The organism is Paenibacillus foliorum (assembly GCF_013141765.1).
In the GTDB taxonomy this organism is placed as follows: Bacteria; Bacillota; Bacilli; order Paenibacillales; family NBRC-103111; genus Paenibacillus_S; species Paenibacillus_S foliorum.
In genome coordinates this window covers 19,002-45,078 of sequence record NZ_WHOD01000009.1, presented here as the reverse complement: position 1 = coordinate 45,078, position 26,077 = coordinate 19,002, and the positions used below count along the sequence as shown (strand labels likewise).

Genomic DNA, 26,077 nt, shown 5'->3' with positions numbered 1-26,077 from the left:
GATGTCATCATCTACTATCGTTAGTGTGGAATGGGTAAAATCCCGGTTGGAATCGGGCGAGCGGATCGCCATCACTGATGTGCGGTTCTCTCCCAAGGATGTGCATTATGGCCATCATGCTTATGCAGAGGGCCATCTGCCCGGCGCAGTTTTTATTGATTTCAAAGCAGATTTGACAGACCCTGCGGGGGAGCACGGTGGACGGAGTCCTCTTCCATCACCGGACAGGTTGGGCGACCTATTCGGCCGTTTTGGGATCGACCGCTCCACGGACGTTATTGTCTATGAAGACAGCAATGGACCGGCCGCTTCACGGCTGTGGTGGGTGTTGAATTATTTGGGCCATGACAACGTCTATGTTCTGGACGGCGGCTACAGTGCGTGGGCGGCTGCCGGTTTGCCCATATCACAAGAGCTGCCGGAGCCGGAGCGCCGCGCGTTCGATCCGGCACCTCGTCCGGAGTTAATCGTAGGCGTGGATGAAGTACGGCTCACGTTGGATGGGAGCGGGAGCGGGGGTACGCGAAAGACGCTTATCGATTCCCGTGACGCCAATCAATACCTAGGCCTAGAGGCGCCGTTCGATCCGGTGGCCGGACACATTCCGGGCGCTGTGAACTTCTTCTGGAAGGATGGGCTGCAGGAGGATGGGTTATGGAAGTCGCCCGAGCAGCTGCGGGAGCGATTCGCTTCTTTGGCATCGTCGGATGAAATTATCGTCTATTGCGGATCAGGTATCTCGGCAACACCGAATGTGTTGGCACTGAAGGAAGCGGGTTTCACTAATGTGAAGTTGTATGCCGGCAGCTGGAGCGATTGGATTAGCTATGAGGAGAATCCAATTGTGGTGGGGGAAGAGGAGAAGGCGTAAGCAGTTATACAGGTTGTAACACGGAGTACGTCGTCGTTCATGTGACGATGTACTCCTTTGCTTTGTGTCCAGGAGTATCGAGGTCAATTTGCACGTGCATGCGATTCCACTTGATTCACAACCTCACGCGCGAGAAACAGCGGGGTCATCCCTCGTGTGGTCCTTAAAACGGGAGAGTCGACAAGGGACTAATTCGCTTCTTGATTCCCGATTGATTATTTCACTTGCAGCCAGACGCGCAATCAGCGGCGCCAGCGTAATTGCAGAATGCATAACTGTCAGATAAAGTCCCTTTATGTGATCATGGAAGCCCACGATCGGATAGCCGTCTTCAGGCATTGGTCTCATCCCGACCTGGATGCTTTCCAGTTCCAATTGATTCCCGCCCTTCAGACTGCGACGCAACGTCTCGAACGCTCGCTTGCCGACCGCCTCTGGCCCGTTTTCTTCCGACTCGTCGATATAATCTTCCGCAGCCAGCAGCGTTTGATCCGTCAGTTGACGCGCTTCAAATTGCGCATTTGAGATTAATGTGCGTATCAGCTTATTCGCAGTTTTCATCCGAATCAGAATGGAAGGCGACGGCGTTACCGGCACGGGACAACCTAACGGGTTGCAAAGTTCGGGTATGCCTGTACCTGCGGCCAATACCACGACATCCGACTCCAGAAAACCCTTGGACGTGTGGACGCCGACCAGGCAGGAATCTTCTTGCTGCAGCTGTGTAACGTTGGTACCGAACTGAACCTTTGCTCCGTACTCCCGCGCTTTGCTCAACAACAGATCCGTTAACCCTATCGGGTCCACCGCACCTTCTTCGCTGACAAACATCGCTTCATCCGGATATTCCTTCAGATTCGGTTCCAATGCCTCAAGCTGCTCCCGGTTTAATTTTTGAAAACGGAGTTGCTCCCTTAGGGGCGGATTGTCCCAAGTCAGCGCCCCGTGCCAATGAATTTGCAGTTCGGACAAATCTTGCTGAAGCGCATGATATTCTTCACAAGCCGCATCGTACAAATGCCAGTATTCGGGAGCCACCCTATGCGTCGTATGTATCCAGGCAAACGATTTTTCCGTGACTTCACGCGCCGCGGCGGGGTGTCGTTCAATAACGGTTACATCTTGATTTCGTTTTGCCAGATGATAGGCCACGGACGCCCCGACAATTCCTGCGCCAATAATCACGATTTTTTGTTTACTCAATAATGACTCCCCCTTTGTCACCTTATTGTAGCACAGGCGTCATAATAATCCGACGTCATAACATATGAGGACAGCTGGAGCGACTGGGTTTCGTATAGCGATAATCCGGTTGCGGTGGGGAAAGAGTAATAGGAAGCGGAGCCTTTTGGGACGCAGATTGGAGGGTTGCAACAAATACTCCGTGGTGAACGGGGTTGCAGCCCTTTTTGGCTTCAAAGATCACCTAAAAAAATCGCAAATAGTTCCTATGGTGACTATTCCGACGCGGTGTTGGAACTCGCTCAGCAGGCTGATAGCCCATAAGCGAAAATGGGTGTCTGCCTTTATAAAAGTACATAGCGGCTTGTTGCTTTCTTGAACAGCCCTCAAAGTTGCACATTACTTGTCGCGTTTTTACAATACTTTTTGTTATGCTGTTTTTATAATTGGGACTAGCAGTTTAAAGCTATTACGCGATTTAATAAATTACGGAGTGGAGGACAATTCATGGATCTCAAGTACGAATTGTATATCGGGGCAAAGCCGGAGGATGTTTGGCAGATATTCATTGAGCCTGAAGCGACGAAAGCCATATTTTTCGGTAGTATTCTTAAGTCAACCTTCGAAATCGGTGCACCTTATGAGTATATAGGACCCGGCAACGACGGGGAGGAGACCGTTCATGTATACGGTACGGTACTGGAATTCGAAACGAATCAGCGCATGAGCTACACAGAGCATCCAGGGCCGTCCTATCGTGAGAATCACGCTGAGCTGGAGACGAGAATTACCCTCACCTTAGAGACTGTAGGCAGTTGTACGAAACTCACGTTGATCAACGATCAGTGGCCAGAAAATCATCCCTCCTATGAGAATACGAAAACAAGTTGGCCGATGATCCTAAGTAATATCAAGACCTATGCGGAAACAGGCAAGGCCTTGGATTTTGGCTGGTAAAACACAAGTAGCTTAATCATTACGAATCTCTTTGACTTCGAGCATAGGAGTTCATAGAGGGATAATCAGCTGAGCGTTTGGGTTAGTAGAGCAGAATTCAGTGGCGATGGGGCAAAAGTAGCACCAAGAAACGGGATTACTTGAAAGGGGCATTGATGATTCGTCATCGATGCCCCTTTCGATTACAAGCTAATCTCGGAGATAGTTAGAATGACTGGGCAGTGATCACTGCCTGTTATCTCACTATCAATTTGTGCGTCAATTAAAAAGGGATTTAAACGCGATGAAGCTAGGAAATAGTCAATTCTCCATCCCACGTTTCGCTCCCTAACCTTCGGCATATAAGACCACCAGCTATAAGCATCTGTCTGCTGAGGGTAGAAGTGTCTGAAGGTATCGGTAAATCCAGCGTCCAGCAATTGAGTCATCTTGCCTCGTTCTTCTGGGGTGAAGCCGGAATTGTTGCTATTGGATTTGGGATTCTTCAAGTCTATCTCATGATGAGCGACATTCAAGTCGCCACAAATAATAACGGGCTTAAGGTCGTCTAATCCCATAAGGAAGGTGCGAAACCGATCTTCCCATTCCAGTCTAAGATCCAGCCTTGATAGGTCACGTCTGGCATTGGGGGTATATACATTCACAAGGTAGAAGGAGTCAAACTCCAACGTGATAATCCTTCCTTCGGATTCATGATCCTCCTCCAGGCCGTATCGTACTGAGAGCGGCTTGACCTTGGTGAAGACAGCGGTGCCGGAATACCCTTTCTTAATTGCGTAATTCCAATATTGAGTGTATTCCTCGTACTCTAGGTTAATTTGCCCTTCCTGCAGCTTCGTCTCCTGAATACAGAATATATCTGCTCCGATTTCTTTGAAGTAATCGTTAAACCCCTTGTTAACACAGGCTCGTAAACCATTGACATTCCAGGATACTAGTTTCATTATTGTCTATCTCCTTGCTGCCTACTATAGTCTTTTTTTCCAGTGTATCATAGATTTATCATAGATTCGCATCAAACAAAGAGACCCTCACATAAGCCATCCAAAAAGGAGGGTGAAGTGAGGGCCTGAAGTATAAGAAGCTTCATAGTCTAATTTACTCCTGGATGATTATGACTGAAGCGCGCTTAAGTTGATATTAAGTCTTGCTGCTACGCCAGCAGGGTTGTCCTGGCTCCGCGCGCCATTGGCGTTAAAGGCGATAATAACAATGTCGTTGCGGCCTTTCCGCAGAAAGCGGCGGATGTTAAATGTGCGGCCCGGGTTAAAGTTGGAGGTTGCGGTTGTTGGGCCATCGAATAAGAGGGGGACTCCATTGATAATAACAACGGCAAAGTTATCGACCGATAGAAATAGGGTTGCAGCTAAAATATTTCTTCTCAGAGACAGCGAAAATGTTTTTGAAATAATAGCGTTGCTGCTGCTCAGATTGCCGGAGTACCATACATAGCTCGCATTATTCACTGCTACCCAGGAAGGATCGCGAGGGATGATTTGCGCATTAAACCAGGAATTGTCGGTTCCAATTATAGTGCTGGTTTGGCTGATAAGAACCGGCTTTGTGCTTTGCATTTGTTTCACATGAGCGCGGTAGATCGACATAACTTTACTTTTGGGCATTCCCGCGCTTTTCGGCAGACGAACGGCTTTCTTTGGAATAGCGGCACTGCTGGGTCTCACGGACTTCATACTATCCTCTCCCATCGATATGATAAATCGGTTGCAAGTTATCATATTCATAATAGAGTAGAGTGATAGGTATAGCCGTTTATAGTTACTAGTATATTTTAATTTTGGAACGTTTGATTATGAATAACTGCTAGTTTGACTGGAGTCATTTTGCTAGAAAAAGCCCGCCGATTATTCTTCCGGCTGTCCGGATGCTTTGCGGAGCTCGTTGGCTAGTAAATGGATATAATCAGCCTGCTGCTTCCAAGCCGTAGATGCGTCTAAATCGCCGATGGTTTCGGCATCCAGACGTTTTAGATCAGCATGTCCCCAAGCAGGAACCATCCATGTCTGGATAATTGTGTTGGCATACCCAGCATCAAGCGCCATTGCTGGTGTAATATCAGCTACTAAACAGTTATTGTATTCATTGATAATATCCTCGACAAATTCATTAAACGCTTTTCCTAATAAGTTGAAGGCATTTATTGGATCAACCTTTTGCTGGGGGTCCAGTTTATAGTGTCCTGTGATATGCTGTGCGGGGTCAAGTCCGTACTTATAGCAGCTATATGCCAAAACCCATATATACCGTTTGTACGCTTCCGGAAGATCGATGCTGCCGCCATAGCAGAGTTCTACGCCGCCAGCTGCATCGTTTGCGTCACATCCGTAGAGCTGGTTGTCGATTGGTGGGTTATAGCGGACATGCCAGGCTTTTTCCGGCGTAGCTGTCAGGAATGGAATGCATTCGATGATCTCTTTATCATCAACGAAAATATGTGCAGAGGCTTCCATTTCATTTCGTGAGTGTTCGTAGTAGGAGACATTGCTTGCCGCAGTAGATCCGGGATTACCCGTATCATGTGCAACCATAAATCGGCATGGAGACAATAGTATGCACGGACGACGTAAGCTTGGGCCGGTAAGGTGCCGGGGGATGATTTTGTATTTCATTTTGAAGCTGCTTATAATTTCTCAACTCCTTTCTGTTCGAGCGCGCGATCGGTTTTAGCTTTAATTTCCGAAGAAACATACGAAACTACAGGTTTAGGTATCCATTTCTCCCAACCAGCACGGTATGCATTGGCCGTCATACTTTCCCAACTATGATAAATAAGTGCGGCGGTCAAAGAAAAAAATGCATAGCCTGGCTGCTCGAAGTCCAGAGTGGTTAACGCGACTTTGTCCAAAAGCCATCCAATAAACGGAATCCACAGTAGTAATACGGTTCTGAGTAGTCCCTCAATTTCATATTCACTGGAGTAGGTATTACTCTTCTTGGCGGCTGCTGTGCCAGCCACCCAATCAGCTGCAATGACAGCAACAAATAAAAGAAATATCCAGAGTTTCTCGCTATGAATGGCTTGCTCTAGCCAATGGACGATTACAGCACCCGCCATTGCTGCGCCTGCATTAGCAGGCTTGGCTAATGACTCTAAACTTATAAATGCTTTTAGAAATCTGTCCAATGTTCTCAATCCTCCTTAGTCCTTCTAATATATAAAAACAGCCCCGATAGGGTCAGAGTGGCGTGGTACAGCACCGAAGTACGAGTGTACTTCTTGGCCTTGATGGCGGCCAGATCGGTTTGGTTGGAAGAGCGGGTAAAGTATTGATGCGTGCCATCGAGTTCAATTTCATCCGCTAGGGCCAGCACGTCCGTTTTGACAGTAGAGGTGCTGATTAGGAAATACCAATCTTTATTCATAACATGCTGCAAGCGTTCCACTAACGTTTCTGCACTCTCACCGATAGTGCTATTGCGGCAGGTGATGGCGATGGAGGCGGGAGCTTGATCTCCTTGGGCAAAAATAGCGCTTGCCGCTTTATATTCCTCTGTATTTTCAGGAAAATCCGTTTTCACGCTGGTCAAATCCAGGTATTCTTTATAGGCGAAGCCACCTGCCTTTTCCCCGAGAATGAGAACTTTTCCAAATCCTAAACGCCCTACGGGCTTTTGAATGTCGATGACTACTGTTACATCTTTCATAGTGTTGGCCAATGTAATTCCTCCCTAATTCCAATTAATAATATCAATGGTGGTTTGTTTCCTATCAACTACACTTAAAGTTTTGAAGGTTACTTCAAATCCGGTTCGACGTTCCCAAACGCTGCCGATTTGAATATCGCGGTTTTGAATTTCACCTGCGAGGACAACCATTAGATTCGCATTCAGCTTTAACTCATCGCGTCCAAGAATGCGGAACCAGTCATGCATTCGGACCGCGTTAGTGAGGCTGTCCATCTTTTGATCTGAGCAGGAGATGAAGCTCATGCGAAAAATCGGCTGCTCGGTGTAACGTTCGATAATCTCATCGGGGGATGAGGAGGGGACAACCGTTACCGCAGGCTGCTTGTCCGAGAACAGAACCGATCCGGTGAAGCTGTACTTAATGAAGGGATATGCGGCTGGCACGGAAGCATCATCCTGTTCAACTACAGGCATAGTCATTGCGGTGACTAAACCCGTGGTGATACTGGAACGAATTCGCTCCAAATCAATCATGGGGAACACCGTCCAACAGGAAGCTCCTTTTTCTCCATAACGGTTCATTGCTCCTTTCCTAGAATAATTTGTAATTATTTTCTTTTTGGAGTAAAATAAGAACAAATGTTCGTATTTTATTTTCACTATTAGGTGGCAATCGTAAGGGGCGCCTCTTGTGCTCATGAACAGAATAGCGGGTTTGTTTTTAAGCAAACTTACATGACCGCATTGATCTTTTTCTGTGCTGTTTGCAAATAGTACTGAACTGTTCCCTTTTTAAGTGCTAATAAAGAAGCTATCTCTTGAAACGAATAACACATGCCATAATGAAGCTCGTAGCATTCACGTTCTCTTGAACTCAATTGGGACAGTGCGTGCTCTAACTGGTCGCGCTGATGCTCTGTAATAACAGAGGCGGGAGTTAAGCGGTGCTGCTGCTCGATGTAAGTCTGCATCTGTGAGGGATCCATTAGCTTTTCCCTTTGATAGGCAGCTCTTCGTTCAATGCCCCTGCGGTTTCCAGGACATATGCCGGTTCGCATCCATTCGATAGCGTATTGGACATCCGAGATCATGCCGTTTATCAGCTCTTTATCTCCACGTGTTACAGCGGTTTCCTGTACTTTTTGCAGCATCCGGTAAGTAGTACGATAAGAGCTTTGCAGATCGGTTAAATCGTTATTGTAGCTTTGTGAAATAGGGGGATGGCTCATCATGCTTCTCTCCTTTACCATTTGGTAACAATTTGCTAATAAGATCACTAGATTTATGGAATAACGAACGATGTGTTCAGTAGCATTATTGAATTTGTTACCTTGTGGTAATGATATTATCTATAAAATACCATTTGGTAAAGGCGGGAAATCAGCCAAAAATGCTCGTTTAAGTCGAGATGCCTCTGCCGGAAGTGATTTTTCCTCGCTTATCTTTACCTTTTGGTTAAAGTTGTGTATATTTATTACCAAGAGGTAACGAAAGGTCAGGGGTTGATCATGATGAGCGAAACAGAGTTCGGGTTCTATCTCAAAAAAGCTAGGGAAAGCAAGGGCATCAGTGTAAATCAATTGGCCTTAGAATCGGGAATCAGCAATGCGCAAATATCCAGGATAGAAAATGGACTGCGAGGCATTCCCAAACCGGAAACGATCCGCAAGTTGGCCGAGGCTTTACAAATTCCGTATGAGGAAATGATGGGAATGGCCGGGCACATGCCGGATGACCGTAAACAGGATATTCCAGCCTGGGCTACCTCTAGGGACAAGCGGGATTTCAAAAAGATGCTGGAGGAAGACGGCGAGATTATGTTTGACGGTATTCCTATCAACGACACAGACAAACAGCGGATTATGGACGTATTAACGGGATTTTTCTGGGAGGCTAAGCAAATGAACAAGCGTAAAAAACCGAAGGATTCGGATAATACCAAGGAGTGAACGGAGCCTTGCAATGCAGCTTGATTAATGAATTAGCCGGGTGATGACAATGGAAGATACCGTATCCAAGCTTATAAAACGACATAAAACCAATTGCCCGTTCACTATTGCCCGCGGATTGGGTATCCATATCCAATTTCATGATTTAGGGACGCATACAAGGGGGGTGTACTACAGGAAGCTGCGGCGGCGGCTCATCGTCATCCATAACCAGCTTTCTTCGGAATGGCAGCGCTTTGTTTGTGCGCACGAGCTCGGCCATGACCGCCTTCATCAAGGGATGAGCCGTTTCTTTCTGGAGGAGCACTCTTTTTTCAATCCAGGTAAATTTGAAAGACAGGCTAATCTGTTTGCTGTAAAGCTGCTTACCTCATTGGATGAGATTCAGTCGGATGAAACCTTGGAGCAATTTTGTTCGCGAAACGGAATACCGGAGGAGATGCGTCAGTTTTTTTGAACCAGCTCTCGGTTGAGGATAGGCATTGAAGGGTAAAGTATCCTTATGAGGGCTGCAATCCAAGCTATCTGTAGCCTATCCGATATTGAGAGGAGATGCCGTTATGGCCACGATGACCACGCAGCTTGAAGAGAAGATTATTGAAGCGTTGGATTCAAATCAAGTATGCTCTTTTGCAACTATTGAGGGTAATAAACCGCATGTTCGGTATATGGCTCTTTTTCATGAGGGTATGACTATTTATTTGGCAACCAATAAGCAAACGCACAAGGTAGAGGAGCTGGAGCGGAATCCTAACGTTCATATTGTGCTCGGGTACGAGGGAAGCTGGTCTGCGAATTTTTTGCAAATAGAAGGGATAGGGCGGGTCACAAAGGACGAGGGTTTGCGTGAAAAGGTATGGAGGGATGACTTCAAAATGTGGTTCGACGGACCTGATGATCCGAACTATGTCATTCTTGAAATAACACCTCAATGGATTGAGTATACAGGTAAAGGCGCCAAGCCAGAGGTATGGAAGAAGAACTAATGCTGCTTGAAGCAGAAGCCCCTGTCCCTTGAACCGCTTAAGACCTTGCTTGTAAAATAGGGTGAATGAATAAAAGCCTCCAGTTCTGCTCATTCGAGTAGAATTGGAGGCTTCTTTAGTTCTTGGTCCGGATATAAATCCAGCAGGTAGGACTACACTTTAAAATGCGATAGCTGATCAAGAAGCTCTTGAACCATACCGCTTAAGGCAGCGGATGATGATGATATTTCTTGCATGGAAGCAAGCTGTTCCTCTGATGCTGCGGCTACGCCTTGAGAGTTTTGAGCAGCCTCGCGTGCAATGTGTGCCAGCTGATCTACAGTGGCGCTAACCTCCTCGCAGCTTGCGGACATTTGCTCAGCAGCAGCAGAAACCTCTTGAATCTGCACGTTTACATTGGTCATTTCTTTCGTTATGGAAGCGAATCGCTCTCCGCTTTCGGATACGCTCTGAACACCTTTCTCCACTTCGGAGGTTCCGCGTTCCATGGCATCAACAGCTTTCCTCGTTTCTTCCCGCATACTGCCTATCAAGTCGGCTATTTGTTCGGCAGCTGCTCTGGATTGTTCGGCAAGCTTACGAACCTCCATAGCTACAACGGCAAATCCTTTTCCATGCTCACCGACACGTGCGGCCTCGATTCCTGCATTCAAAGCAAGCAGATTGGTTTGCGTACTAATGCCGGTAATCATAGTAATGATGGTACCAATTTCCTCAGAGCGGATACCTAATTGGCGGATCGCTTCTTGAGATTGACCTACGGTTGAGCGAACCACATTCATTTGTGATACCGCATCTTGGATTTGCTTGTTGCCTTCATCGGTTTGCAGCGTAACATCTTTAGCAGATTCGGTAACGCTCAACGTGGATTCAGCAATACGCTGCACACCGGTAGCCATTTCTGTCATGGCTGTCGAGGTATCACTGGCGTTGCTTTCTTGAATCTCAGCGCCAGCGGCTACCTCCTGAATAGCTTCGGTAATCGTTTCGGCTGCGCGACCTGTCTGTTCAGCACTAGCTGTTAACTGCTGGGAGGTCGCACCAACTGACATTGAGATATCAGAGACCAGCTGAAGCATGGCTCTAAGCTTGGCTATCATATTGTTAAAGTGGACGGCCATAACACCGAATTCATCTTTGCTTGGTTTCATCTCAAGCGATTTCGTGAAGTCACCTTCAGATAGCCGCTCGAGCAAAGAAGAGACAGCCTGAATTCGTTGCACAACAGCTACTCTTATAATGAGTGCAAGCAAGGCACCGATGATAAGCAAGGAAACAATCGCAATGGTGATTGAGATGGTCATGTTCTTTTGATAGGTTTCTAGAATACGCTCTTTCGAGACAATAGTTTCGATATACCAGGTTTCGTTGGAGCCGGTAAGATGAAGCGGTTCAATGAGACGAAGCACGGTGGTACCCTGTGAGTTCTCCGAGTAGTATCGATACTTCCCTAATTTTTTAATAGCTTCCCAGGCCGCTGTTTTTTCCGGATTATCCGCATAAGGTTTGTTGATCCATTCCTTACTGGTGCCATGAGCTACATAAGAACCCTTATTGGAGATGATGCTAACATATCCTCCTAGCGGTTTTTCGACTTCAGCCTTTTGCTGCAGCTTGTCCAGAGACAAGTCCATGCCTATGATACCGAGAAAGCCGCTTTGCTTGTCCACAATCGGATAAATAATAGAGGTCATAAGCACCTCTTTTCCACCAGCATTGTAAACGTAGGGCTCAAGTAGGGTCAGCTTTTTTGTACGTTTGGGAATCTGGTAATAATCCCCGGCCCCATCTTTATCATAATCATGGAGCGCCTCGATAGTGATAGAACCATCATTACGAAGGAGGTAAGGCATAAAACGCCCAGTCGCATCGTCATAAGGCTTTCTATTTATATTAAGCTTATCGTTATTGTCCCAAGCATTGGGTTCCCATAGGGTATAAAGACCTAAGATGTTTTCCTGCTCCTCTATCCTGTGCCTCAGCATTTCGACGATATCCTCGCGGGTTTGTTTTTTCTGAGTTCTAGCATCCAGCAGCGTACCGGAGAGAGTCTCTAGCGTCCCTTGGATGTCGAGTAATTCATCTTGGAATGCCCCCGAAAAGTTAAGTCCAGCTTCCTGAGCTTGATACTCACCTTTCTCTAGGCTTACCTTATAAAGCTGATCTAAATTTGTATAAATGAGGCCTGAAAATACCAATAAAAGCACCAAACCAACTGTAATACTAAGCTTGATAGATAGTTTAAGATTTCGATACCATGTCATAAAATAACCCCCCTGTACTTATGTATTCTTTATGACACTATATCGACACTATTCGACATTTTTTTTATGCCTTAATGAAAAATAATATAAGAATTTATAAAAAAAATATGAATAGAAAAAAATAGGTCTCAATATCTATAGTTTGGGTGAGAAGTAATGGGGGAATAGAGAAATAATGCACTTAGCTGCCGTCCAGCTGCGCGGTACAGCTCCTGCAGCCGCGCCACGTGCTGCAGGAAATTGATTCCGCTGTGCTCGCGATACCGATCCTGCTGCAGCAGGAGTGGATCCAGGATGCACATGCCGGCAGGGCTTGCGCCGCGCAAGAATATAATCGAATGCCGGCAGATCGTTCACCCGCAAGTCCTTGCGGTGAAGAAACAAAATCATCCAAATACCTCAAATTGTGATTCACCTTGCAACCAGTGAGGTAATAAATCGTATAAAAGAAAGAAAGCCCTGCAGGCTTGTCCGACGCGAGGGCGTTGGTACAAGCACTGAGGACTTCAATGGAATGAAATGGTTCATGGTTGTTCTAAACTAGTTGTCGGTCATCACATCTGCATACTGCTCGTCTGACAAAATGCGTTTAGCCGTAATGTAGGTTTTCACATAATAAGCTTCACTGAGCTTATTGATGGAAATGCCCTTGCCAGTAGCGGAATGATAGAACTTTCCGTCTCCTACATAGACACCTACGTGAGAAATTCCGCTGCCGTCTTTATTTACAGGGCCGTCTGTGTCGAAAAAAACAAGATCGCCTGCCCGAAGTTCATCTTGACTCACTGTGGTACCGAGAGCTGCCTGTGATTTGGATTGATGCGGCAGATCGACGCCAAACTTATCGAAGACAAATGCGGTGTAGCCGGAGCAATCAAAGCCTTTTTTAGTAGTGCCGCCACCTTTATATGGCGAACCAAGTCCGTCATTAACGGCTTGACTCAAAGGTGTTTCTGCGGATGCGCTACCAACCTGAATCGTAAAAAATAGTGCTAAAGACATGGCAATACCAAAAAACTTCTTCAAAACTGTATTCCCCTTCCGGTGCCTACGAGGTTAGCTTGAGGGTTCGGTTGAAGGTTCCCTATGATCACTCTGAAGCGAGATCAATTCACCCAAGATTGGATCCCCCGTTTTCCGTTTGGAGCGGAAATTCGGCATTTTGTATTATTTTCTTGCTCTGAATACTAAAATTCGATTAAAATTAGAAAAATCCTCCTTTAGTCACAAAATGTTCACAATTAAAAGTGCGAAAGCTGAAACATTATATGAATATTTGGTGGATGCTTATTTATAGCGGCTTTCAAAGGTTGGAAACGCTACCTTTTTGTTATTCAACTCTAAACAAGCTGCATGTATTCGACAAAAACCATTTATAATTTACATAAATATCCTGAAACGGAAGCTGCTTTCGCTCTAACACGTAACTCCATATGGAAAATATTAGGACAAAAGACTCTGGAAAATTAAGCTATTTTCCCATTGAGTAAAAGGAACACAAAAAAGGACTTAAACTGCCAGATTAGGCAGCTTAAGTCCTTTTTATACCTATTCTTCTTTGGCGTTCCATAACGCATATTGAGAGGTGATCGCCCACATTTTGCAAAACATATGAATGAAACGGTAGGCTTGCACTCCTATTAGAGCTGCAAAGCCGGCCCATAACATCGCGGATGTCATCACTGCAGCGGATATCGTGAGTGTAACGAGCAGCAGAGTGAAAGCTAGCAGCAGCACCGGCATTATATTGCGAAGGAAGAGCCGAAGTGAATGTGCCGATGATTTTCCGTTCAGCTTGCCGAATTGAACATACATGAATACCGTTTGCAGCAAGAACAAATACAGCAGGTACCCTCCGATCAATGGGAGTACATTCCAAGCAAGAGTGACTAGGGTGAGATGCTTGTTGTAGCCTTCTACTGCCTTTGGCACCAATATATAGAGCGGAGCCAAGCTTAGCAGTATCTGCAGTACATATAATCCTAGAAATGGAAGACCGAGCTTTTGAATACCTTGAACGAAGCGATAGCCCGCATTCAACTCTGTATGCTCTACTGAGTAGTAAACGCCAGCGTTTAACAGGGGAGTGAGCAGCATACGCGCAGCCAGCAGTGCGCACCCCCACCATAAGTAATACTGAATGAGGTCAGTTTTCATAATTTGAAACTGGCCCTCGATCCAGAATAGCTGGACTGCTTCGCGAGACAAGTCGTTACCTGGATAGCGGTGAAGTAAGGGCACAACAACGGAGCGGATCATACTGTATAGCACAAGCCCCCAGATTAAGTTGTAAATAAACAGCGCGCATACGGCAAAAGGCTGATGCCAGGCCATCGTCCAGCCTGCTTTCATCATTTTTATCATGGACTGCACCACCTCACCAAGCGACCCAGCTGAATAGGGTCTCCATTAATTTGACGACTCCTAAATTCCAACGAGCGGTTAGCCTAGTATCGACATTAGTTTTCATAAAGCTGTTAATCCGTTTGTTCTCCAGTATGATAGTATGCTGGGGATCAATGGCGACCCAATCCAGCTGTGCCGTATGGGTTAATTTAAATTGAACGTCACCGTCTATACCATCCCATACTTTGTCGATTTGAGAACCATCCGCAAAATGAAAGCGAATAGGGATGTTGTGATAAGTGCCGCCTTGCTTCTGGATATGCACTGTATTTTCAAAAACGGTTTGCCCATCCCGAACAACCTTCTTGGATTTGATCCCAGTTACAGAGTAGTCGACCATAAGTCCGCTATAAACGTATTGTTTGAAAAATTCATCCCAGCTTGTTTTCGTCGTATTCTCAAGCACAGCTTGAAAATCGGCGGTTGTCGGATGCCTGAACTTCCACTTCTGGAAATACGAACGCATGACACGGTCCATCATCTCACTGCCAATTTGCGACTCAATCGATTCCAAAACTAGCTTGGCACGCGTGTACACATTTTCGGCGTATTTACCGTGGCCCTTGTAACTCCAAGAGTTTTGCTTAAGCGCTTCTGGATCCGTAATATAGCTAGATTCAATAGTTAAATTCGGCTTCACGCCGTATTCGAGCTCCATCAATTTATCTTCGGTGTAAGAAGTGAAACCCTCATCGAGCCAAGCTTCCTCGAACTCGTTGCTGGCGACCATCCCATACCAGTACTGATGGCCGATTTCATGCACGATGACTCGTTCCAACTCTAGATCGGGTTGTGTGTTTCCTGCACCCCAGCCGGTAATCAGCGTAGGATACTCCATGCCTCCGGCGCCATTTCCATTTTCCGGAGGAATGACGATGGACAACGTAGCGTAAGGGTAACTTCCGTACCATTGGGAGTAGCGAGCGAGCGCTTTTTTTGCTGCCGTCATGTAGCGGTTTTTCAATTGCTCATGCTTGGGGTCGAGATAAAGCTTAATCTTAACTCCTGGCAGATTCGGAGTGGCATAGGGCTCCTCATAATAAATGAAATTAGGGGATGCGGCCCAGGCGAAATCATGGACATCATCAGAGTAAAAAGCATAGGTTTTTGTTTTGCCGTCATCGGCGGGCGGCTTGATCGGGAATCCGGTGGCCGCAACGATATAGCTGGAAGGAACTTTGATGCGGACGTCATAAATACCGAAGTCTGCGTAAAATTCGGAGTTGCCATGGTACTGGTGCAGATTCCAGCCTTCTGATGTTCTGCCGCGTGATCCTGCTGGCTCGTACACGGCAATTTTAGGAAACCACTGACCCGCCATAACGAAGTCATCGGCATAACCCATTCGTGCAAAAACAGCAGGGAGCTTGACCGAAAATACGGAATCGAGAGTTACATTATCACCCGGATTGACAGCCTTAGGCAGTTTTACTTTTATTAATGTACGGTCATCTTTATTACCGTCGTCCGGTTGCACATACTCGATGCGGGAAAGTAGTTCTTCTCCCTCCAATGTCTTGATGCTGGAAATGTCCATGCCTCCAATGTTGTTGGACGTGCTCTTATCATCCCGGAGCCTGCCTCCGGATTCTCTCATGAAGGTAGTTTTTGGGGAGTTAAAAGCATTTGGGTACAAGTGGAAGTAAAGCTCTTGGACCGGCAGTTTCCCGGGATTTTTCCAGGTTACTGATGAAGTGCCTGTTAGCAGCTTTCCTTGTGCATCCAATTCTACATTCATGTGGTACTCGACAATCCGATTGCTGAGTGGTCTGGGCGCCGGCTTCTCAATAGGCTTGGCAGGAAGACTTGGTGGGGCGGGCGGTTGTCCAGTTGGTTCGTTAACATTTGCCATGGTGGGCCTTGCTTCTGGTTGGAGGCCTAGAGAGAGGCCATTGGCCTTGGATAAGTCCAGCTGGAATTGCTGGAAGTCGGGCACTCCTTTGAATGATCGGGATGCCAGTGCTGCAGGCTTTACAATCATAGAGCTAAGAGGGCTGCTGTCCGCTTTCAGACTGGTGTTGGAGGGAGCGGGCTGGTTGTCATAACCGTAAGGTAGGAGGGCTTGGCTTATCCAAGATGCTCCACAGGCCAGTACAATAAGAAAACACCATTGTGCAGTTCGGTTACCGAGTTGTTTTTTCATCTCATTTTCACCCCGTTGACAAGCATCTAAAGCATGTATATGTTTGCAAATCGAGGATTATTAGCTAAAATAGTAAAGAACGATAAAACTTTATTTCAAAAAAATTGGATGGTGCCATCGATGGATATAAATAAGGATCAACCGGCGGATAAGCCGAAGAAATTGAACTCGCTCAACATTGTAAGCGGGAAGGTTGAACATCGCGGATTTGGTGCGGGCTCGATCGACCTAAGCCAGCTGTCCAGTGTCATAGTGGATGGAGATGAGGCCATTCTTGATATGGGAGCGATCCATGCGAAGAGTAAGGTCGAGAAGGGGATTAAATTCTCTACTAATAAAGAGGATGTGCCGAATGGGCAGCCTTATTGGATTGTATGGGTAGCAGCCGACCGCAATGAGAATGGCATGTATTATGCAGGTGTTACCTCATGCGAGATGCTTATTGATTCCGAGGCTAGGCGGGGCTGGAAAATTCTTGCCGATCACGTCAACCGGTTAGATTACGCGCTTAAGCGGCGTTTCATGCTGGACAATTTAGGAGACCGTGAGAAGGCCGCACTTAAGAAGCTGTTGATGGAATACAATCCTGACATGTGGAACAATTCGGGGGATATATTGAAGGAAGCATTGGCGTAGTACCAAAATTATGAAGATTATGTGACGCGCATTGTGCTTTTCTGGGAACTGGATGTATACTAATGCCTAGTATATGCGACATATACTAGGACAGCAAAAAGGCAGACCTTCGTCTGCCTTTTTGTGTTGAATTAAATCACGAGAGATGTTGCCATCTTATTTATCGATCGGCAGTCAGCCTTCCATCGCTCGTAATAGGAATGGGCTCCCCAAGGTAAGTCGGCTTTGGCTTAAGCAGGTGAAGATAGACGAAATCTTTATTCCGGGCAAGAACCTCCCGGGTTTGATTGTAGGCCATCTTGGCATAGAGCTGCTTATCAGAAGCAACGCCATACGCATCCAAACCCATTTGTCTAGCTGCATATACCGCACGCATAAGATGATATTGCTGAGTCACGATCAGTATTTTTTGTGTCTTAAAAATATCCCTGGCCCGATAAATACTTTCATAGGTACTGAAACCTGCATGATCCATAAAAATATGCTCAGCCGATACATTTTGCTGCTCGAGGAAATTTCGCATGGCATTCACTTCATCATAAGCAACTTGCCCATGGTCTCCACTGACGATAAACTTGTTTGATTTACCAGCATCCCGCAGCTCTAAAGCCACCTTTAAGCGATCACTGAGTATTTCTGAAACGCTCCCATTCGGGTAAACCCTGGCCCCAAGAACCAAAATGGCATCGGACTCGGGTGCTTCTTCCAAATTAACGATGTACTTTGAGGCCTCTGACTTTACATGAGCATCGATTCCGAATACAACAAGAAATGGCGTTGTAATAATAACAATGAGTGCAAGAAGCTTCCTTTTATAGGTTTTGATCATAGAGGGTTCCCTTTCATCGAAATGGTTTCGATAAGTTTAGATAAAAGCACAATACTATATTAGGGAGAGCAATTTAGAACGTAAGAAATCTGGCAAAGGCTCGGCCAACAGCAATTGCAGAATGTCCTGGTTGGCATTGTGTTGCTGAAGGTAACTAAAAAGCATATCAGCCTTAGGTTTGCGGTTCATAAGAGCGTAAGCCACGGCCCATATCTCTGGACTACCCATAGGAATACCTTGCCATTCAAAAGAAGAGAGAGCGGGTAAGCGGCAAATTCCGTATTGGCTATGAATAGCAAACTGACCGATCATATCGATGGGAAGCCGTTGGTCGGCTACATGAATTCGGTAACTGCTGGCAAAAGGATGGTCCCCGCTGGACGATTGTGTCCATGACCAACCATGGAGGGCAGCGGCTACATCTTCATACGGATCATCCGTGGTCAGGTCCCAATCGTGAACTTGATTGGTAAGGCCCAAGCTGTACAGCAGGCCGCTTCCACCGGATGCATAACTAATTCCAGATCCATCCAACTGTTTCATCAATAGCTGAACCGAATCTAACGATAGCGCCATTCTTATCACCTCAATTGATATAAGTAAGATCCTTTTCTCCTATTTTACCAAAAACAGGACTTCTTTTTCACTTTTTATAGAAGAAGGGACCCTCCCTTAGTCGGTAGACTGTTGGGACGGTCCCTTCTTCCATGGATTTATACTGAGTCTTGTGTATTGAACCCTCTATAGTCACTATCCCTTTAACTCAGTAAGTATGATAGCAACCCGAACATTCCGAATAACCGAGTAACCCGTCAACCCGTACAGCCTGAACATCGAACCCCCGAGCACTGGGTCAACCTGAACATTCTGAACAGTCGAACCCCTGAGCATCGGTCAACCCGTACAGCCTGAACATCGAACCCCCGAGCACCGGGTAACCTGAACATCCTGAGCAGTCGAACCCCCGAACACGGGGGCGACCCGAACCGCTTGAACAGTCGAACCCCCGAACACGGGGGCGACCCGAACAGCCTGAACAGTCGTTCACCCGAGCACCAATTCAACCCGAACCGCTTGAACAATCCATGCTATGCCGGCTCCTTGTGTAATTCCAACAGCTTCAGCATTTATTGGTATTATCGTTTTATCCCATTACTGAGGCAAGGGGATAGTGGTCATAAACAATCGAAGGGATATGGACATTGCCAAGGGGCAGTGAATTGCAGCAGCTGTTGGAACAGTTCATTGCTAGGCAGTACAACCATCAAGGTTATTGCTATACCAGATGCTGGCGTAGAAAGGTGAGTGTTCGAGCAAAGGCATCCTGAGCCGCCTCAGGACGGTAAGAAGCACGTGTGTCATTGGCAAAGGCATGTGGAGCACCTTCGTAGATGCGGTGCTCGAACGGTTTGCCGTGTTGTTCCATAGCCGCTGCAAAGGCAGGTACTTGCTCGGTAATGCGAGTATCAAGCTCGCCAAAAATACCGAGCATAGGGCACTGCACCTGCGGTACCTGTTCCGCTTGCGGCAGGTTACCGTAGAACACTACCGCGGCGCCCAGCTCCCTGTCGCGGACAGCCAACTGCGCGGCCAACATGCCGCCCAGGCAGAAGCCCACCGCGCCCACCGCACATGGCCGCGAACCGCCCGCGCGTCCGCGTAGGTAGCTTGCGCTTGCAGCTAGCAGATCTAGATAAGCCGGGGCTTGCGTACCGGCTGCGAAGATCCGCTCCAGGGTTTCACCTACGGCTTGACCCTGGGAGTCTGGAAGCTCGCTGAGCGCTTTGCCGCGGGCTTCCGGGTCACGCCATGCTGCCGGCGGAATCGTATCGAGGAACCGCTTCGCGGTTGCCACTCGATCCTCCTGCAGCTCAGGCATCTTAGCTCCGTCCATGTGGAACAGGTCGGGCGCAAATGCCACATATCCGGCCTTCGCAAAGCGGCCGGTCACATCCTGGATATGGGAGTCGACACCCCATATTTCTTGGATAACGATGACCGCGGGCTTCTCAGCCGCGGTCGGGCCTTCCGGTAGCACCAGATACCCTGAATACTGCTCGTTCTCGCCAAACTTCACCCATTCATTTTGTAATCCCATGCTCCATCCACACTCCTTACCAGATATTGGACCTTTGTCCTCTAGCCTAAGCATATGCGAGTCCGGACGGGATTTCAACTTATGTGTTTACTCATTCCACCAACGCTTCAAATCTTCCCACCATGTGCCATTGCCCTTTGGCTTGTCTGTCTTGTTGCTATCCTTTTTCACCGGCTGCTCGGTACAATATTCAGTCGGCTCGGTACCCTGCACGAACGCTTCCATCCGTGAATTTGGGCAGCCTTCGTTGGCAAGCTTGCCTGTGGACGGATCAATATACACGCTCACGACCCCTTCAGGAATCGTGAACAGCTTTGGTGGCACGGATTCGAGTGCACGCTCGGTAAATTCTGCAAAGATTGGAGCAGCCAGATGCGATTCGACGCTGCTAATATTCCGGTCTTTATCGTACCCGACCCATACAGCGGTTGACAGCTCGGGTGTGTAGCCTACCAGCCAAGCGTCTGTATTGGTCGTACCTGTTTTGCCTGCTACGGGACGCTTCAGCACATTGGAGACCCTGCTGCCGGTTCCTCCCTGCTCGAATACGCTCTCCATCAGTTGAGTCATGACATAGGTATAGGGCGCTTCCATAACCTTTTCCATCGTTGGATTAGATTCATATAGAGGACGGCCGCGACTATCTTCTATGCGAACAATTGCGGTGGGTTCAACACGGACACCTTGATTGGCAAAAATAGCAAATGCTGACGCCATCTCAAAAGGACTGATAGGGAAAGTACCCAGCGCCAAGGAAGGGAGCGGCTTCATGGGGCTCTTAATGCCCATCCTTTGGGCGGTAGCAATAACATTCTCTGCACCAACCTCAAGCAGTGTATGAACAGCAAAGATATTATCCGATTTGGATATAGCTTGCCGCAGATCAATTGTATTGAAATATAAATTATTGAAATTTCCAGGTGTATAGCTTTGCCGTCCGTTGTCATAGGTGAAGGTTGTCGGCTCGCTTTTGAATTTTGTAATGGGTGTGTACTGCTTTTGCTGCAATGCTGTGACATAAACGATAGGCTTGAAGGAAGATCCTGGTTGGCGGCTATCTGCAAAAACTCGGTTAAATTGGTTTTCTCCATAATCACGACCGCCTACCATTGCCTTGATATAGCCGTTTCGTGGATCAATCGCGATCAATGCAGCTTGCATTTCGGTGAATTTACTTAACTGATCCGTGACTACTTCTTCGGCGACCTTTTGCGCATTGATGTCCAGCGTTGTATAAATTTTTAGCCCTTGCTCTTCGAATTGATCCTCGCTAATGCCGAGCTGGCCGATGGCAACTCCTCGCACATAATCACGGAAATATCCCCCGATGGCGGGCTTTTTCTTCTCTAAAGGCAGTATGGTAAGCTTCTCTTTTGAAGCTTTGTCTGCTTCTTGCTGAGTAATAGAGCCTGAGACGACCATCGTTTGCAGAACCGTTCCTTGTCGCTCTTTCGCATTCTTAGCGTCATAGTAAGGGGAATAGTAACGCGGTCCTTTAGGAATTCCGGCGAGCATTGCGCTCTCGGCCAAAGTTAGCTCCTTGGCGTTCTTACCGAAGAATAGCTTAGCGGCCGCTTGAATGCCGTATGTGGAATGGCCATAGTAAATTTGGTTCAAATACTCCTCAAGAATCTGATCCTTACTCATCTGTAGCTCCATCTGAACGGCGTAGTACGTCTCCTTTACCTTCCGCGTCCAGGTTCTTTCATGAGATAAATACAGATTGCGGGCCAATTGCTGCGTGATCGTTCCGGCGCCCTGTACTTTAGACATGTGCTGGAGATTGACTACAGCTGCTCTAACGATTCCACGCATGTCGAACCCGTAATGATGATAAAAATTGCGATCTTCAATGGCAAGAGTGGCTTGGATCAAATTAGGCGAGATTTCCTCCAGGGAAACATTTTGACTGTTTTTTCCTCCATTTAGTGTCTCGATGACTTCACCGTGGATATCGAATATTTCGGTAGTGGGCCCCATCTTGGAAACAGGGAGCGCCTGCGAGCGCATATACAAAAGCATGATAAAGAGAGCAGCCGCGCATAGAAGGAGTGAGGAAAAGCCTAAAGAGCTCATTTTTTTAAACCGCTTGAACCCTCGTAATCGACCAGATTCATTGGCTTCGGATTGCTGGGATGTGTTTGGGCGTTTGTTTTGCATATCGGACACGGATCATCGATCCTTCCTAAGTTGAAAGTATAAATTTGAATAAAAACCTAGTAATTTAAATAAGTACACACTTTCCATTATGGAAAAACATAGCAGCCCTTATTCATTTAAAAGAAGGCTAATGTTAATTTTTTTTGAACAGGGGCATTTTAAGGCCGTTTGTATTTGCATTTTTGGAAGGATACACTATAATACAATTTGATGTATAGCAGCAAGGCGTTACTTGGCAAAGCCGCGACATTTTATAAGGCAACATGTAATGAAATGGGCGGGAATTCGTGTGAAAGAAGGGTGAAACGAACCATGGAATTATGGTATACGGAGAAACAAACGGAGCAATTCGGTATTACCGCGAAAATTCGCGAGACACTTGTAACGGAGAAAACCGATTTTCAGGATCTTGCGATAATTGATACATTGGAATTTGGCCGCATGCTTGTACTGGACGGTATGGTTATGACCACGGTAAAGGATGAGTTTGTGTATCATGAAATGGTGGCACATCCTGCGTTGTACACGCATCCTAATCCTAAGCATGTGCTTGTTGTGGGTGGCGGCGATGGCGGAGTCATTCGTGAAGTGCTGAAGCATCCTGAAGTGGAAAAAGCAGTGCTGGTCGAAATTGACGGTAAGGTTATCGAGTATTCTAAAAAGTACTTACCCGAAATTGCGGGTGAACTGGACAACCCTCGTGTTGAAGTCATCGTGAATGATGGCTACATGCACATTCATGATCATAAAAATACTTATGATGTTATCATGGTCGATTCTACAGAACCGGTTGGTCCTGCAGTTGAGCTGTTCAGTAAAGGATTTTACCAAGGTATCTATGAATCACTGAAGGAAGATGGCATTTTCGTTGCACAAACGGACAACCCATGGTTTAAAGCGGATCTGATCCAAAGTGTAAATCGTGACGTGAAAGAAATCTTTCCGATCGTTCGTGTGTACTGCGCGAATATCCCGACTTACCCAAGCGGTTTGTGGACCTTCACAATGGGCAGTAAAAAGCATGATCCATTGCAAGTCGATGAAACGAAAATTCCCGAAATCAATACTAAATATTACTCCCCACGCCTTCACAAAGCAGCGTTTGCGCTTCCGAAGTTCGTAGAGGATCTTTGTAAATAATTTATTGAAGGAAGTGTAATGCATGCGTTTGGATCAAGCTTATTCCGGTAACGTGTTTATTTTAAGCTCCGATAATTATGAAGCCTCCCGTGCTGTTATCTATGGCATGCCAATGGATTATACGGTCAGCTTCCGTCCCGGTTCCCGGTTTGGTCCTCCCCGCATCCGTGAGGTATCGATCGGACTTGAGGAGTACAGCCCTTATTTGGATAAAAGCCTTGAGGACATAACCTACTTCGATGCAGGCGATCTGCTGCTGCCTTTCGGTAACCCCGCGCGCAGCTTGGACATCATCGGTGAATATGTCCGTGGCCTGCTGAACGATGGTAAATTCCCAATTGGCCTTGGCGGAGAGCATTTATGTTCTTGGCCGGTATTCCGTGAAGTATATGCTAAGTACCCTGACTTGGCGATTGTTCATTTTGACGCACATGCTGATTTGCGTGAGCATTATGAAGGTGAGCCGTTGTCTCATTCAACCCCTCTGCGTAAAGCAGCTGAGTTGATGGGCGGAAGGAACATCTACCAATTTGGAATCCGCTCGGGCTCCCGCGAGGAGTTCAAGTACGCGCGTGAGAACATTAATTTCCACCCGTTCGAAGTGCTGGAACCTTTGAAGAAAGTACTTCCTGAGCTGGCTGGACGTCCTATTTATTTGACCATCGATATCGATGTGCTTGATCCGTCCTGCGCACCTGGTACAGGTACCGCAGAAGCGGGAGGTATTACCTCCAAAGAGCTTCTAGGCGCGATCCATGCTATGGCCGCAGCGAATCTCAACTTCGTTGGTGCTGACGTTGTGGAAGTGGCTCCTGCGTATGACCCGACGGAGCAGACGCAGATCGTAGCAGCGAAATTAATTCGTGAAATATTGCTTGGACTTGTTAAATAATCTCGGATTTAAAGTAAAAAAGGCAGTTTCTTTGCGTGGTTTGCGCAAAGAACTGCCTTTTTTATTGATCGAAGCACGTACATGTTTATATAGTTATAGCTTTGCTCAGCCTTTATGTAGCGTAAATACAGTCAGCTCTGGCCTGCACCAGAATCGGATCGGCATGACGGAGACGCCGATGCCACGATTCGTGTACACCTGCAGCTTGCCATCTCCAAGCGTATATAAGCCATCGACATATTTTTGGCCAAATTCGGGTGTGACCACATGGCCGTAGAAAGGCAAGCGAACCTGGCCGCCATGAGTGTGTCCAGATAGCTGTAGGTCAATGGGGTGCTGCAGCGCTATATCAGCAAAATCAGGACAATGAGAGAGCAACAAAGTGAATTCATCCTTCGGTACCTGTTGAAGTGCTTTTCGCAGGTCAGGCCTGCCATCCCACATATCGTCAACACCACTTAACCATATTCTGAACCTGTCTCGTTTAATTGGAATTGAACGGTTAGTAAGAAGTTCAAAGCCGCTGTTAGAGAGGATGCCAGAGATTTTGTCAGACTCCTTGGCATAGTAATCGTGATTACCGAGCACTGCTGCTTTACCTAGTGGGGCTTTCAGCAGGGTCAACTGCTGTTGGATCGAACCAGCATCACTGACTGTGGAGTCGAACAAATCACCCGTGAAGCAGATCAAATCAGGCTTTAAATTTTGGATGACTCCAACCAGGTGTGCCAACTGCTTAACTGAGTAGTGAAAGCCCAGATGGACATCGCTGAATTGGATAACACGTATGCCATCAAAAGCAGCCGGAAGCCGTTTAAGGGATAGGTTTACCATTCGAGTCTGAAGCCACCCGGGCTCGGCATACCTTGCGTACCCATAACCGGAGAATGGAGCGAGGACTATTCCGGCGAGCGTGTAGGCGCATTTTTTTAAAAAGGCCCGTCTATTCATTCTTGAGCCAGTCATTCAACGTCTCCTTTAATTTGCGGTTTTAATATTCATATGTTTCTATAACGGATCTTATCAAGCAAAGTTGCCTACAGACGACGATGAATTTTGCGAAAATGACTAGGAGTGAGACCTTCTTGTTTTTTAAATAACTTAATAAAATAGCTGCTATCCTCATAGCCAACATGCTGGGCGACGTCACGGACCTCCATATCCAATTGCTGCAGAAGCAGCTCCTTGGCTTTACGAAGCCGGTAATGGGTCAAATAAGTGATTGGCCTAATTCCCAGCGCTTGCTGAAATAAAAGGCAGGTATGCTGAGGTGTCACCCCTAGACTATCGGCCAACTGTTGAAGACTAATGGATTGATCGTAGTTCTCTTCAATATAATGAAAGGCTGGCGCCAATTGTTCGGCATGCTGTTGTTTCGATCTAACCTCAGAGTGGGAGGTGTATAGAAATAGGTCGAGCAGAAGCTGATAGACAAGTCCTGAACATTCCACCCCACGGAGTGGATTTTGCAATCGCAGCAGAGATAAGATAGCTCCTATTTTAGAGAGTGTAATGTCAGGATTGGTTAAATAAAGCACCATTGAAGTTTCAAAATGCATAGAGGCCAGCATGTCCGCCATATGAGCACCGTTAAAAGTAACCCATTTGAGTGACCATGGTTCTCGAACCGGAGTGTATTCATGCTTTTCATTTGGAAACAGCAGCATTCCTTGTCCTTGACTGACTGTATAGGATTTGCCGGCTACCTCTAAGCGTCCCATACCGTTCAATGTCTGTATCCACTGATAATCAGGAAAGCCAGCTTCCCGTCTCATTGGCTCCTGATTATGCCAGCTTCCCACACTTGTTACATACATGGGGAATTTCATTTCCATTTCTGTAATGACACCGAAAATATTATGATCCATCTTTGTCATCCTTCTTTTGGTTATAGACATTACAATGTGAATATTTTTATA

General features: G+C 46.7%; 28 protein-coding genes and 1 riboswitch. Of the genes, 9 read left to right on the top strand and 19 right to left on the bottom strand.

Annotation, left to right across the window (positions count from 1 at the left end; all coding sequences use genetic code 11):
* Nucleotide 1 precedes the first annotated feature (1 nt).
* Nucleotides 2-871, top strand: coding sequence for a sulfurtransferase (locus GC093_RS02140; protein WP_171650204.1), 870 nt, complete (start codon nucleotides 2-4; stop codon nucleotides 869-871).
* Nucleotides 872-994: 123 nt separating this feature from the next.
* Here the strand turns inward: GC093_RS02140 and GC093_RS02135 are convergent, their stop codons facing one another.
* Nucleotides 995-2,074: an NAD(P)/FAD-dependent oxidoreductase gene (locus GC093_RS02135; protein WP_171650203.1), complete on the bottom strand. Its 1,080-nt coding sequence runs from the start codon at nucleotides 2,072-2,074 to the stop codon at nucleotides 995-997.
* A 486-nt stretch (nucleotides 2,075-2,560) separates the two neighbouring features.
* Between GC093_RS02135 and GC093_RS02130 the strand changes: the two genes are divergently transcribed.
* The gene (locus GC093_RS02130; RefSeq protein WP_171650202.1) at nucleotides 2,561-3,010 is read left to right on the top strand and encodes an SRPBCC family protein; all 450 of its coding nucleotides are present in this window, start codon (nucleotides 2,561-2,563) and stop codon (nucleotides 3,008-3,010) included.
* A gap of 182 nt (nucleotides 3,011-3,192) precedes the next feature.
* Here GC093_RS02130 and GC093_RS02125 read toward each other — a convergent pair whose 3' ends face one another.
* The 7 genes from GC093_RS02125 to GC093_RS02095 all read right to left on the bottom strand — a co-directional run bounded on the left by GC093_RS02125 (nucleotide 3,193) and on the right by GC093_RS02095 (nucleotide 7,887).
* Complete coding sequence (locus GC093_RS02125; protein ID WP_171650201.1) at nucleotides 3,193-3,954, bottom strand: exodeoxyribonuclease III; 762 nt, start codon at nucleotides 3,952-3,954, stop codon at nucleotides 3,193-3,195.
* Nucleotides 3,955-4,122: 168 nt separating this feature from the next.
* Entirely contained in the window at nucleotides 4,123-4,701 is a 579-nt protein-coding gene (locus GC093_RS02120; RefSeq protein WP_171650200.1) for a hypothetical protein, read from the bottom strand.
* A gap of 171 nt (nucleotides 4,702-4,872) precedes the next feature.
* Complete coding sequence (locus GC093_RS02115) at nucleotides 4,873-5,556, bottom strand: peptidoglycan recognition protein family protein (RefSeq protein WP_246313291.1); 684 nt, start codon at nucleotides 5,554-5,556, stop codon at nucleotides 4,873-4,875.
* Between the two features lie 92 nt (nucleotides 5,557-5,648).
* Complete coding sequence (locus GC093_RS02110; protein ID WP_171650198.1) at nucleotides 5,649-6,152, bottom strand: phage holin family protein; 504 nt, start codon at nucleotides 6,150-6,152, stop codon at nucleotides 5,649-5,651.
* 5 nt (nucleotides 6,153-6,157) lie between these two features.
* Complete coding sequence (locus GC093_RS02105; RefSeq protein ID WP_171650197.1) at nucleotides 6,158-6,685, bottom strand: hypothetical protein; 528 nt, start codon at nucleotides 6,683-6,685, stop codon at nucleotides 6,158-6,160.
* Nucleotides 6,686-6,697: 12 nt separating this feature from the next.
* Complete coding sequence (locus tag GC093_RS02100) at nucleotides 6,698-7,237, bottom strand: phage neck terminator protein (RefSeq protein ID WP_171650196.1); 540 nt, start codon at nucleotides 7,235-7,237, stop codon at nucleotides 6,698-6,700.
* A 149-nt stretch (nucleotides 7,238-7,386) separates the two neighbouring features.
* Nucleotides 7,387-7,887 carry a sigma-70 family RNA polymerase sigma factor gene (locus GC093_RS02095; protein WP_216624460.1) on the bottom strand — a complete coding sequence of 167 codons (501 nt, stop codon included), beginning with the start codon at nucleotides 7,885-7,887 and terminating at the stop codon, nucleotides 7,387-7,389.
* Between the two features lie 279 nt (nucleotides 7,888-8,166).
* Between GC093_RS02095 and GC093_RS02090 the strand changes: the two genes are divergently transcribed.
* The 3 genes from GC093_RS02090 (at nucleotide 8,167) to GC093_RS02080 (ending at nucleotide 9,590) form a co-directional block, all read left to right on the top strand.
* Nucleotides 8,167-8,604 carry a helix-turn-helix domain-containing protein gene (locus GC093_RS02090; RefSeq protein ID WP_171650303.1) on the top strand — a complete coding sequence of 146 codons (438 nt, stop codon included), beginning with the start codon at nucleotides 8,167-8,169 and terminating at the stop codon, nucleotides 8,602-8,604.
* A gap of 49 nt (nucleotides 8,605-8,653) precedes the next feature.
* Nucleotides 8,654-9,061: an ImmA/IrrE family metallo-endopeptidase gene (locus tag GC093_RS02085; protein ID WP_171650302.1), complete on the top strand. Its 408-nt coding sequence runs from the start codon at nucleotides 8,654-8,656 to the stop codon at nucleotides 9,059-9,061.
* A gap of 103 nt (nucleotides 9,062-9,164) precedes the next feature.
* Nucleotides 9,165-9,590 (top strand): pyridoxamine 5'-phosphate oxidase family protein, encoded by a 426-nt coding sequence (locus GC093_RS02080; protein WP_246313290.1) that lies wholly within the window; start codon nucleotides 9,165-9,167, stop codon nucleotides 9,588-9,590.
* Between the two features lie 152 nt (nucleotides 9,591-9,742).
* On the opposite strand, the gene GC093_RS02075 is transcribed toward GC093_RS02080, so the two are convergent.
* From GC093_RS02075 to GC093_RS02055, 5 genes are all read right to left on the bottom strand, one after another.
* The gene (locus GC093_RS02075; protein ID WP_171650194.1) at nucleotides 9,743-11,854 is read right to left on the bottom strand and encodes a methyl-accepting chemotaxis protein; all 2,112 of its coding nucleotides are present in this window, start codon (nucleotides 11,852-11,854) and stop codon (nucleotides 9,743-9,745) included.
* Nucleotides 11,855-11,989: 135 nt separating this feature from the next.
* Nucleotides 11,990-12,244, bottom strand: a complete 255-nt coding sequence (locus GC093_RS02070) for a hypothetical protein (RefSeq protein WP_171650193.1) — start codon at nucleotides 12,242-12,244, stop codon at nucleotides 11,990-11,992.
* Nucleotides 12,245-12,394: 150 nt separating this feature from the next.
* Complete coding sequence (locus GC093_RS02065) at nucleotides 12,395-12,856, bottom strand: C40 family peptidase (RefSeq protein ID WP_171650192.1); 462 nt, start codon at nucleotides 12,854-12,856, stop codon at nucleotides 12,395-12,397.
* 28 nt (nucleotides 12,857-12,884) lie between these two features.
* A riboswitch (cyclic di-AMP (ydaO/yuaA leader) is annotated at nucleotides 12,885-13,024 on the bottom strand.
* Nucleotides 13,025-13,402: 378 nt separating this feature from the next.
* On the bottom strand, nucleotides 13,403-14,218 hold the full coding sequence (locus GC093_RS02060; protein WP_171650191.1) for a hypothetical protein: 816 nt from the start codon (nucleotides 14,216-14,218) through the stop codon (nucleotides 13,403-13,405).
* 13 nt (nucleotides 14,219-14,231) lie between these two features.
* Entirely contained in the window at nucleotides 14,232-16,403 is a 2,172-nt protein-coding gene (locus tag GC093_RS02055; RefSeq protein ID WP_171650190.1) for a M1 family metallopeptidase, read from the bottom strand.
* A 120-nt stretch (nucleotides 16,404-16,523) separates the two neighbouring features.
* On the opposite strand from GC093_RS02055, the gene GC093_RS02050 reads away from it, so the two are divergent.
* Nucleotides 16,524-17,039 (top strand): YwhD family protein, encoded by a 516-nt coding sequence (locus tag GC093_RS02050; protein WP_171650189.1) that lies wholly within the window; start codon nucleotides 16,524-16,526, stop codon nucleotides 17,037-17,039.
* A gap of 160 nt (nucleotides 17,040-17,199) precedes the next feature.
* On the opposite strand, the gene GC093_RS02045 is transcribed toward GC093_RS02050, so the two are convergent.
* Nucleotides 17,200-17,868, bottom strand: a complete 669-nt coding sequence (locus GC093_RS02045; protein ID WP_171650188.1) for a SanA/YdcF family protein — start codon at nucleotides 17,866-17,868, stop codon at nucleotides 17,200-17,202.
* A 54-nt stretch (nucleotides 17,869-17,922) separates the two neighbouring features.
* A complete protein-coding gene (locus GC093_RS02040) occupies nucleotides 17,923-18,444 on the bottom strand; it encodes a hypothetical protein (RefSeq protein WP_171650187.1) in 522 nt (173 codons plus the stop codon).
* Between the two features lie 414 nt (nucleotides 18,445-18,858).
* Between GC093_RS02040 and GC093_RS02035 the strand changes: the two genes are divergently transcribed.
* Entirely contained in the window at nucleotides 18,859-19,173 is a 315-nt protein-coding gene (locus tag GC093_RS02035) for a hypothetical protein (RefSeq protein WP_171650186.1), read from the top strand.
* Here GC093_RS02035 and GC093_RS02030 read toward each other — a convergent pair.
* A complete protein-coding gene (locus tag GC093_RS02030) occupies nucleotides 19,145-19,966 on the bottom strand; it encodes a dienelactone hydrolase family protein (protein WP_171650185.1) in 822 nt (273 codons plus the stop codon). The two genes, GC093_RS02035 and GC093_RS02030, sit on opposite strands and share 29 nt — an antisense overlap.
* An 87-nt stretch (nucleotides 19,967-20,053) precedes the next feature.
* Complete coding sequence (locus tag GC093_RS02025) at nucleotides 20,054-22,126, bottom strand: transglycosylase domain-containing protein (protein ID WP_171650184.1); 2,073 nt, start codon at nucleotides 22,124-22,126, stop codon at nucleotides 20,054-20,056.
* 312 nt (nucleotides 22,127-22,438) lie between these two features.
* Between GC093_RS02025 and speE the strand changes: the two genes are divergently transcribed.
* Complete coding sequence (gene speE, locus GC093_RS02020) at nucleotides 22,439-23,266, top strand: polyamine aminopropyltransferase (RefSeq protein WP_171650183.1); 828 nt, start codon at nucleotides 22,439-22,441, stop codon at nucleotides 23,264-23,266.
* Nucleotides 23,267-23,288: 22 nt separating this feature from the next.
* Nucleotides 23,289-24,158 (top strand): agmatinase, encoded by an 870-nt coding sequence (gene speB, locus GC093_RS02015; protein ID WP_171650182.1) that lies wholly within the window; start codon nucleotides 23,289-23,291, stop codon nucleotides 24,156-24,158.
* A 105-nt stretch (nucleotides 24,159-24,263) separates the two neighbouring features.
* On the opposite strand, the gene GC093_RS02010 is transcribed toward speB, so the two are convergent.
* On the bottom strand, nucleotides 24,264-25,124 hold the full coding sequence (locus GC093_RS02010; protein ID WP_171650181.1) for a metallophosphoesterase: 861 nt from the start codon (nucleotides 25,122-25,124) through the stop codon (nucleotides 24,264-24,266).
* Between the two features lie 71 nt (nucleotides 25,125-25,195).
* Nucleotides 25,196-26,026, bottom strand: a complete 831-nt coding sequence (locus GC093_RS02005) for an AraC family transcriptional regulator (protein WP_171650180.1) — start codon at nucleotides 26,024-26,026, stop codon at nucleotides 25,196-25,198.
* Nucleotides 26,027-26,077 lie beyond the last annotated feature (51 nt).